Source organism: Pseudomonas sp. YuFO20 (genome assembly GCF_035064975.1).
GTDB classification, from domain to species: domain Bacteria; phylum Pseudomonadota; class Gammaproteobacteria; order Pseudomonadales; family Pseudomonadaceae; genus Aquipseudomonas; species Aquipseudomonas putida_AE.
This window is the reverse complement of record NZ_JAXDEO010000111.1, coordinates 1-7,898: the sequence shown is the minus strand read 5'-3', so window position 1 is coordinate 7,898 and position 7,898 is coordinate 1. Positions and strand designations below refer to the sequence as shown.

10 protein-coding genes and 1 pseudogene are annotated in these 7,898 nt (G+C 57.6%); 7 read left to right on the top strand and 4 right to left on the bottom strand.

The features are described 5' to 3' along the window. Together SOP85_RS31525 and SOP85_RS30310 are read right to left on the bottom strand one after the other, a co-directional pair. The coding region (locus SOP85_RS31525) for a hypothetical protein (protein ID WP_442967962.1) at nt 1-96 on the bottom strand (96 nt) is incomplete at its 3' end. 20 nt (nt 97-116) lie between these two features. Next, nucleotides 117-1,043: pseudogene (locus SOP85_RS30310) on the bottom strand (AraC family transcriptional regulator ligand-binding domain-containing protein); the annotation flags it as partial. Between the two features lie 151 nt (nt 1,044-1,194). On the opposite strand from SOP85_RS30310, the gene SOP85_RS30305 reads away from it, so the two are divergent. Further along, nucleotides 1,195-1,869 carry a glutathione S-transferase family protein gene (locus SOP85_RS30305; protein WP_323629324.1) on the top strand — a complete coding sequence of 225 codons (675 nt, stop codon included), beginning with the start codon at nt 1,195-1,197 and terminating at the stop codon, nt 1,867-1,869. Between the two features lie 34 nt (nt 1,870-1,903). On the opposite strand, the gene SOP85_RS30300 is transcribed toward SOP85_RS30305, so the two are convergent. Next, nucleotides 1,904-2,794, bottom strand: coding sequence for a LysR family transcriptional regulator (locus tag SOP85_RS30300; RefSeq protein ID WP_323629323.1), 891 nt, complete (start codon nt 2,792-2,794; stop codon nt 1,904-1,906). A 108-nt stretch (nt 2,795-2,902) separates the two neighbouring features. Here SOP85_RS30300 and SOP85_RS30295 point away from each other — a divergent pair, with 108 nt between their 5' ends. The 6 genes from SOP85_RS30295 (at nt 2,903) to SOP85_RS30270 (ending at nt 7,446) form a co-directional block, all read left to right on the top strand. After that, nucleotides 2,903-3,691, top strand: coding sequence for a class II aldolase/adducin family protein (locus SOP85_RS30295; RefSeq protein WP_323629322.1), 789 nt, complete (start codon nt 2,903-2,905; stop codon nt 3,689-3,691). Between the two features lie 12 nt (nt 3,692-3,703). Continuing rightward, complete coding sequence (locus SOP85_RS30290; protein ID WP_323629321.1) at nt 3,704-4,291, top strand: HD domain-containing protein; 588 nt, start codon at nt 3,704-3,706, stop codon at nt 4,289-4,291. A 77-nt stretch (nt 4,292-4,368) separates the two neighbouring features. After that, on the top strand, nt 4,369-5,271 hold the full coding sequence (locus tag SOP85_RS30285) for a bile acid:sodium symporter family protein (protein WP_323629318.1): 903 nt from the start codon (nt 4,369-4,371) through the stop codon (nt 5,269-5,271). Nucleotides 5,272-5,381: 110 nt separating this feature from the next. Beyond that, nucleotides 5,382-6,161: a methyltransferase domain-containing protein gene (locus SOP85_RS30280; protein WP_323629316.1), complete on the top strand. Its 780-nt coding sequence runs from the start codon at nt 5,382-5,384 to the stop codon at nt 6,159-6,161. Between the two features lie 46 nt (nt 6,162-6,207). Next, nucleotides 6,208-6,654: a GNAT family N-acetyltransferase gene (locus SOP85_RS30275; RefSeq protein ID WP_323629315.1), complete on the top strand. Its 447-nt coding sequence runs from the start codon at nt 6,208-6,210 to the stop codon at nt 6,652-6,654. A gap of 171 nt (nt 6,655-6,825) precedes the next feature. Then, nucleotides 6,826-7,446: a tyrosine-type recombinase/integrase gene (locus SOP85_RS30270; protein WP_323629313.1), complete on the top strand. Its 621-nt coding sequence runs from the start codon at nt 6,826-6,828 to the stop codon at nt 7,444-7,446. A gap of 118 nt (nt 7,447-7,564) precedes the next feature. On the opposite strand, the gene SOP85_RS30265 is transcribed toward SOP85_RS30270, so the two are convergent. Continuing rightward, on the bottom strand, nt 7,565-7,777 hold the full coding sequence (locus tag SOP85_RS30265; RefSeq protein ID WP_442967961.1) for a hypothetical protein: 213 nt from the start codon (nt 7,775-7,777) through the stop codon (nt 7,565-7,567). Nucleotides 7,778-7,898: the final 121 nt, after the last annotated feature.

Below are 7,898 nucleotides of genomic sequence, written 5' to 3'. Positions count from 1 at the left end.
AAACGGCAGGCTCAAGTCGGCGGCGCTCATTGTCAGTTGGTCACGAGCTGCGCCATAGCGAATGGGACAGTCGAAATAATGCGCATGTGTTTCCAGGTTTTGTTCCGGGCGTCTTCGTAACCGAGCAGATAGGCCACCTCTTTCAGTTCAAGGCTTGTATCAGCAAGCAAGTGAAACCCCACCTGGCGCCGGGCCTCATTGAGCATCTCGCTGAACGTTGTGCCCTCTGCCGCTAACCGTCGTTGCAGCGTCCGTTCACTTTGCAGCAGCTCTTGAGCCAGGTGTTGCAGGGTTGGTCGTCCGTCCGCCAGGGCTCGTTTCAGCACTTTGATTACCTGCTCACGGAATCCAGTTGGCGCCCCGATCTCCTGCAAGGCGGCAGTCATGCCAGGTGTCATGACGTGCAGCATTTCCGGATTATGGTCACGAAACGGCAGGCTCAAGTCGGCGGCGCTCATTGTCAGTTGGTCACGAGCTGCGCCATAGCGAATGGGACAGTCGAAATAATGCGCATGTGTTTCCAGGTTTTGTTCCGGGCGTCGCAGGCTCACTGTTAGAGGCACCACATGCTTACCCGTGCCTCGCCGACCGAGCTCCAGCAAAAAAGCGAAACATGCCTCCACCGAGAGATGAGGTTCCGAGCCGCTGCCAGGCGGCCAAAGAATGGTGAACGACACCTTGCCGTCACGCTCCTCGACACAAATCTGGTCGGGACTGCATAGGCGCATGAAACGGGAATACCTCGCCACCCCTTCGCGAAAATCGGCGGCGTATAACGCGGCGAGGAACGCCAGTTTGTGTTTAGCGCTGGGCGTGTCGCGGACCATTTTTATGGCGAATGCCGGGTCTGCAGATAACACCTCAATGGCCCGCCAAACAGCAAACAGCTGGTGGGTCGTGACAACGGCGTCGTTCAGGTGAAGGTCGTTTGGCAATTGCGCGTGTTGTTGAACCACCACCGGGCTGAGACCCAGTCGCTCTATCGCCTGCCACAATGCTTTGGGTAGTTTGCACCGCTCGGAGCGGATCTCAAGTTGGGACATTTTCAGCCTCCGAGCCGCACGGAAGCGGCAGCGCGTAATGCAGCGCCAATCAATGGCGCGTTTCGCAAGTGTTCTGGCGCAAACCGCCCACGAAGGAATGCGCCTTCGCTCTTAGCATGGTCGTTAACGAAACGAGCTGAAGGAGCTCACGATGGCAACGACGTTCTATACCAATCCCAATTCTCGCGGCCGCATGGTGCGCTGGATGCTTGAAGAAATCGGCTGCACGTATGACGTGGTCATTCTGGATTACCAGTCGGCCAGCGGAGCTGATCGCTGGGGCGGTGCTGCACTGGACGTTCCCGTCCAGGCCAGCCCTGATGATCCACGCGCTGTTTTTTTTCGCGACGTGAGCCCGATCGGAAAAGTCCCCGTGCTGGTGCACAACGGGCAGACCATAACAGAAACCGCTGCCATCTGTGCCTATCTGGCTGACGCTTTTCCCGAAGCCGGACTGGCGCCTGCGCCAGAGGACCGGGCGGATTATTACCGTTGGCTGTTTTTCGCAGCAGGCCCCGTGGAGCAAGCCGTAACCAACCACCGCGCGGGCTTCAACCCTGAGCCTGAGCAAGAGTTCTTCTTTGGCTACGGAAGCTATGAACGCACAGTAGACCAGCTCGAGCGCGCTGTGCTGGCCAACCCCTTCATTGCCGGTGAACGCTTCACCGCTGCGGACGTGTATGTCGGCTCGCACATCGGCTGGGGACTTGCCATGAACACGTTGCCGCCCAGGGCCGCTTTTCTCGCCTACGCCGAGAAACTTACGGGCCGCGACGCGTATAAACGTGCGGCAGCAAAGGATGAGGCGCTGCTCGCTGCGGGCTGATTAACGGAAATTGCCGCAGAGCCATCCGAAGGAGCTATGCACGTGCCGCCGCCTGCAAAAGCTCCTTCGCCCGCAGCGCGATGGATGACATGTAGCCGCGCCGCCAGACCATACCGATGGGGCAGCGGATATGCTCCGAGCGAATCGGCAGCATCACTACATTGGCGGGGAGGTTTTCCGGTGACACCGCATGGGAATTGACCATGCTCACCAACGGCATGCGTGACACAGCCAACAGCAGTGCCGGCAGGTTGTTCGCTTCCAGTACCAGGTTCGGCAAGGCAATCGCCTCCAACGCAAAGGCACGCTCGAGCTGCACACGCGCAAATTCATGCTTGCTTGAGCCAGCCCATTGGCAACCGGCCAAATCGCCCATCGACACACTCTGCAAGGACGCCAGTGGATGCTGATCGTTGACTACAACCCGATAGTCGTCTTCAAGCAGGTGCAGCATGTCCAAGCTCGGATCCATCCGCTCCGGCAAGGGCAATAACGCGAGTTCGACATCGCCGTTGGCCACTGAATCCAGCAGGGCGTCGCTGAAACCAGAGACAAAATAGATGCGCGCCGCCGGCCGCTCCTTGATCAAGCGAGGTAACAGTGAACCCAGGGCAAAATTCGCCGCCGCCGGGGTGGCGCCGATACGCAGTAACCCCGCATGGCCACCGGCGACATCACGCGCTTCCTGCAGAGCGACCTCCAACTCGCGCGAAATCGCACGACTGCGCACGAGAAAGGCCGCGCCGGCGTCCGTCAGCTCGATCCCGCGTGAAGAGCGCAAAAGCAATTTGACCCCCAAACGTCGCTCCAGCCGCTGCACCGACTTGGTCAATGCCGGTTGTGACACGCCGAGGCGCTCGGCAGCACGGGCCAGGCTGCCGGCGCTAGCCACGGTAGAAAAATAAACCAAGTCGTCTTCAAGCATCGACATCCCATTTGGTTATTGCAAAGTGCCTTGTATGTTATTTCAGTTTATAGCCTGGCGCGCACATGATTATTTCCCTGTCTGCCTTAATCAACCGGAGCCGCCACCATGAGCAGCCAATCGCTTCTCGATATGCCCCATCCAACCGCCAGCCTGCGCGGCCTGGTCAGTGATGCCGAGTGGGCCGCACGGATGGAATTAGCAGCGGCCTATCGGCTGTACGCCCACTTCGGCTGGGATGACTTGGTCTTTACGCATATCTCGTGTCGGGTACCCGGCGAGGCTGGCCATTTCCTGATCAACCCCTACGGCTATCTGTTTGACGAAATCACGGCGAGCAGCCTGGTGAAGGTCGATTACCAGGGGCGCAAGGTGGCCGACTCACCCCATGACGTAAACCCCGCGGGCTTCACCATTCACAGTGCCGTGCACGCGGCTCGACCGGATGCCCATTGTGTGATGCACGTCCATTCCATCAACGGGTGCGCCGTCTCGGCACAAACGGGTGGCTTGCTGCCGTTGTCGCAGCAGTCGCTGTTCGTGCTCGCCTCCCTGGCTTACCACGACTACGAAGGCGTAGCGCTGAACGACGATGAAAAACCTCGCCTGGTCGAGCATTTCGGCGACCGCACCTTCCTGATGCTGCGCAATCACGGCTTGCTGACCGTGGGTGGCAGTGTGGCCGATGCCTTCCTGGCGATGTATGTGTTTGAAGCCGCCTGCATGATCCAGGTACGCGCGCTGTCGGGCGGCGTGCCGGTAGCACCAATTGGGGGAGATGTGTTGGCGGGCATCGCCGCTCAAGCCAGGCAAGTAACCCACGGTCTTGGCGGAGCTCTGGCCTGGCCTGGCCTGCTGCGTCGACTTGACCGCATCGATCCCGGCTTTCGCCTTTGACAGGAACCTCGTATGAAACCGACTCTACAAGCCGCCTTTCATCATATGCGCGACAGTACGCTGGACGATTGGCGCGTAATTGCAGACGAGCAAAAACTGCATGCGCTTAAACTACCCGATCGCCTGCTTGACCACCTGCGCCTGCTGAGTGGTGACTACGGTGGTTTCGCCGTAGACCGGCTGACCCATAGCCTGCAAACAGCGACCCTGGCGCACCTCGACGGCAAAGATGAGGAGTACGTGGTGTGCGCGTTGCTGCACGACATTGGCGACACGCTCGCCAGCTACAATCACGCAGACATGGCGGCGGTCATCCTGCAGCCATTTGTCAGCACGGAAAATCACTGGATGATTGCCAACCACGGGTTGTTTCAAGGCTATTATTTTTTCGAGCACCTCGGTCTGGACCGTCACTCACGTGATCGCTTTTCGCACCTGCCTGACCTGTACCAGCGAACGGTCGAGTTTTGCGAAAAATATGATGCCGCGGCTTTCGACCCGACCGCACATACACTGCCACTGGAGTTTTTCGAACCCCTGCTACGCCGGGTGATGGCGACGCCCAAGCGCAGCATCTATATGGCATCTAACCGAAGCTGACAGCGCCGTCTTGCGCCCACGCTTCAACGCCCTGATCACAACAATCGCGCCGCAACGACGGCGCTTGGGAGACTGCCTTGTCTGGTGACCAACTCGCGACGGTACTGATGCCGCTGTTGCTGGCATTAATCATGTTTTCGCTCGGACTGGGCCTGGTGCCCGCCGACTTCCGGAGGATCGCCGCACAACCACGCGCATTCCTGCTCGGCTTCGCCTGCCATTTCGTTCTGCTGCCCTTGGTGTGTTTTGCCTTGCTCTCGATGTTTCCACTGCCGGGCGCAATCGCCGTCGGTTTTATGCTGATTGCGGCATGCCCGACCGGTACGACGTCCAATCTGCTGACCTATATCGCCCGCGGAGATGTGGCTCTGGCGCTCAGCTTTACCGCCGCCGCCAGCCTGATGACCATCATCACGTTGCCGTTGATTGTGACCCTTGCCATGGGGCATTTTCTGGGCGCGCACCAGCAAATCGACTTTCCGGTTGGCTTCATGATGATTCAAGTCTTCGCAATGCTCGGATTGCCGGTCGCGCTGGGCATGCTGGCTCGCCGCGTTTGGCCGCACGCGGCGCAGCGCTTCGAACCGCTGGCGACACGGCTATCGACGCTGGTTTTCGCGATCATCGTAGTCGGCGCGCTGGTGAAAAACTGGAGCCTGTTCGAACAGAACTTTAGCACGGTGGCACCACTGGCCCTGGCACTCAACGTACTGATGCTGATCCTCGGCTTTGTAGTGGCCAAACTGGGACACCTGGAACGCCGTCAGGCCGTCACCATTGCCATAGAAACGGCGATGCAGAACGCCACACTGGCCATCGTCATCGGCAGCACGGTGTTGCGAGACGATGCGCTGGTTGTCCCTGCCGCAATCTATGGCGTACTGATGTACGTGGGCGGCCTGGTTTTCGCGTTTACCGTGCGCAGAAGTTACGCGCCTGTTGCGGCAGAAAAAGCGGATGGGTCTATTGCTCCACGCTAGGTACCACCCACTGAATGTGCAGGTCTGCGTCTAGCACCCATGGCGCCAACGCGATTATTGGAGCCCCCCTCCCATCACCCAAATTTGCAGCACGCCTGCGGAGCTTTGCCATGTCGAACACCACACCGGACTTCACCGAGCGCCTGCTTACCGATGCCGGAATCCGCGAAGGGATGCGCGTACTGGACGTCGGCTGTGGTTCTGGCGATGTCACGTACTTGCTTGCGCGCCTGGTCGGCAGCACCGGGGCGGTGGTTGGTGCGGATCACGACGCCAGCGCACTTGCCATTGCGCGTCAACGCATCGCGCCACCGGACCATGCCCAGCCTACGTTTATCGATAGCGATCTGCTCGGGCTTGCCGAGTCGCTTGGCGTGTTTGACGCAATCGTTGGTCGGCGGGTGTTGATGTATCAGGCTGATACCGTCGCTGCTGTACGAGCACTTGTGCAACACCTGCGGCCTGGAGGCACTCTCGTATTTCAAGAGCATGACACCACTCTGGTTCCCGCGAGCCTGGACGGATTTCCGCTACACAAACGGGCCCAGGGCTGGATACAACGCATGATCGAGCATGAAGGGGCTGATCTGCATATCGGCTTCAACCTTCATCGCATCTTTACCCAGGCCGGTTTAACCGTGGAAGCGGTACGTGGAGAATGCCTGATACAAACACCCAGCAGCCCGTACGCGCTGGGACATATCGTACGAGCCTGCCTGCCGCGAATCCTTGCGCACGGCGTCGCCACCGCAGAAGAGGTCGAAATAGAAACCCTGCAAGCGCGGTTAGACGATGAGCGCACCCAGTCTGAAGGTATCTATATCGGAGACATGATCTTCGGCGCCTGGGCAAAAAATCGCAGTGAGGGGAGTAGCCGAGTTTACCGATAGCCCGCGCGTGGACCATCTAAGCTTCCCCTTTCACTGAGGATCTCCAATGACAAACCAATCCGCTATTGTCGAGATGGTTCAAGAAACCGATCCAATGCTGCTCAGATCTTTGAATGACCTTCTCCCACAGCTTTCCAAAAGCGCTCAAGCGATGACAATGGAAGATTTGAATCAGATCGTGGATTCAGAGTGCTCCGACTTATTCGTAGTGAGAGCAGCAGGTGGAGGAAGCATTTCAGGGGCATTAACCCTCATTCATTTTCGCATTCCGACAGGCATTCGAGCCTGGATCGAAGACGTCGTAGTAGATGCCAGTGCTCGAGGTCAGGGCGTCGGCAAAGCACTCATACAAGCAGCAATAGAAAAAAGCCACGACCTCGGTGCGAAAACTCTGGATTTAACATCCAGTCCAGACCGTGAATCTGCCCATCGTTTATACGAGGGCGCAGGATTCTCGGTGCGCACAACGAAAGTCTACCGACATATCAAATGACGAATGGATAGTCCTTCAACGCATGGCGATTATATATGGGGACAGGAGCGTCCTGAATGGGTGCTTTGGGTCGATTTATGCCTTTGCTGACAGGCAGCTATGGGTCTGATAGCCACCACCAGCCATTGGGACTGATCCACCCATGTCTTCCCTCAACGTGGAGGACGAGCCATGAACACTGTTGCTAGATACCGCCATCAGCCTTGGAACAAGGGAAAGCTTGTCGGTCAGAAAGCCCCGCTCCGAGTCAGAGATATCTGGGCTATCCGAGTAAGACTTCAGCTTGCTGAGAAGACGCGTGATTTGGCGCTCTTCAACTTGGCCATCGATAGCAAGCTGCGTGCCTGTGACTTAACCAAATTGCGGGTCCGAGACATTGCCCATGGGGAGCATGTGTCGTCACGGGCCATCGTAATGCAGCAGAAAACTCAACACCCAGTGCAATTTGAAATCACTGAACAGACCCGAACGGTTCTGGAAGCGTGGATGCGCCAGGCGCGTCTCCGCAGTGAGGATTTCTTGTTCCCGAGCCGGTTGCACGCCTCAGAGCATTTATCCACCAGGCAATACGCTCGAATAGTCAAAGCGTGGGTGACAACCATTGGCCTTGACCCAACCATGTATGGTACTCACACGCTACGGAGAACCAGGGCTTCGTTGATTTATCGCAGGACGAAGAACCTGAGAGCGGTTCAACTCCTGCTTGGTCATACGAAGCTTGAAAGCACTGTCAGGTACTTGGGAATCGAAGTCGATGATGCCTTGGAAATGGCGGAGCAGACGGAGGTGTGACCATTCACTGCGACGGTCGTGCCAGACCGTCGCTATCCGTCCCTCTACCAGTCAATTGTGTCTACAAAGTCAGGGAGCTATTCAAATCAGAGGCAGTCCTGGACCTCACTGGAGTGATCTAAGACTGGCGTACCCTCATAATGGAATCGGTGATGGCTTGAGCATTTGTGTCCAGCGTTTCCATTGCCGATATCGCATTAGCGGCGACAGTGCCTACCCCATTTTCTGACAGCCACTTGGTTATTTCTTCTATCGCTGCACTTAGGGCGTGCTGGTTGTGGAGGAGCAGTGTCAGAGCGTCCGCTGTGGCGATTTTGCAATTTGAGTGTATGCGTCCGGCCAAGTCATCTACCCAGCCCCGCAAAGCCAAGACATGGTGTGCACTTAAATTTAAGTGGGCACCAGTTCTAGCCTTTTAAGCGGGTATTTCATGCAGCCAACACGCCGTTCCT

Bases quoted from the DNA above. Each gene is read 5' to 3' on its own strand.
- SOP85_RS30305 (WP_323629324.1), top strand. From the start codon at position 1,195: ATGGCAACGACGTTCTATACCAATCCCAATTCTCGCGGCCGCATGGTG.
- SOP85_RS30300 (WP_323629323.1), bottom strand. From the start codon at position 2,794: ATGCTTGAAGACGACTTGGTTTATTTTTCTACCGTGGCTAGCGCCGGC.
- SOP85_RS30295 (WP_323629322.1), top strand. From the start codon at position 2,903: ATGAGCAGCCAATCGCTTCTCGATATGCCCCATCCAACCGCCAGCCTG.
- SOP85_RS30290 (WP_323629321.1), top strand. From the start codon at position 3,704: ATGAAACCGACTCTACAAGCCGCCTTTCATCATATGCGCGACAGTACG.
- SOP85_RS30280 (WP_323629316.1), top strand. From the start codon at position 5,382: ATGTCGAACACCACACCGGACTTCACCGAGCGCCTGCTTACCGATGCC.
- SOP85_RS30275 (WP_323629315.1), top strand. From the start codon at position 6,208: ATGACAAACCAATCCGCTATTGTCGAGATGGTTCAAGAAACCGATCCA.
- SOP85_RS30270 (WP_323629313.1), top strand. From the start codon at position 6,826: ATGAACACTGTTGCTAGATACCGCCATCAGCCTTGGAACAAGGGAAAG.